Source organism: Micromonospora sp. ATLC16, from assembly GCF_057196645.1.
This window is the reverse complement of record NZ_JBXUOW010000195.1, coordinates 1-298: the sequence shown is the minus strand read 5'-3', so window position 1 is coordinate 298 and position 298 is coordinate 1. Positions and strand designations below refer to the sequence as shown.

Below are 298 nucleotides of genomic sequence, written 5' to 3'. Positions count from 1 at the left end.
CACCAGGTGCTGACCGTTGTACGGCGCATGCGTGAAGTCCTTCAACGACACCCACCCCGACCGCGGCTGCGCCAGCGCACCCGTCGACGACCACCGGTACGACGACGGCAGATCACACGTACCCGACGGCGGCGGCGTGGTCGGCGGCGTAGTGGTCGGTGGCGTGGTCGGCGGCGTCGTGGGACCGCCGAGCGACACGAGGCGGAACTGCTGGTTGGTTTGTCCGTGGCAGTCGTAGAGCTGGATCTGGGCTCCGTTGTTGGTGCTCCAGACGTCGAGGCAGCGTCCGGATTGGACG

The 298-nt window shown here is 68.1% G+C and carries 1 protein-coding gene; it reads right to left on the bottom strand.

Translation table 11 applies throughout. From position 1 onward, the window contains the following. On the bottom strand, window positions 1-298 hold a 298-nt coding region (locus AC2CHE_RS27025), incomplete at both ends, for a non-reducing end alpha-L-arabinofuranosidase family hydrolase (RefSeq protein ID WP_484507634.1).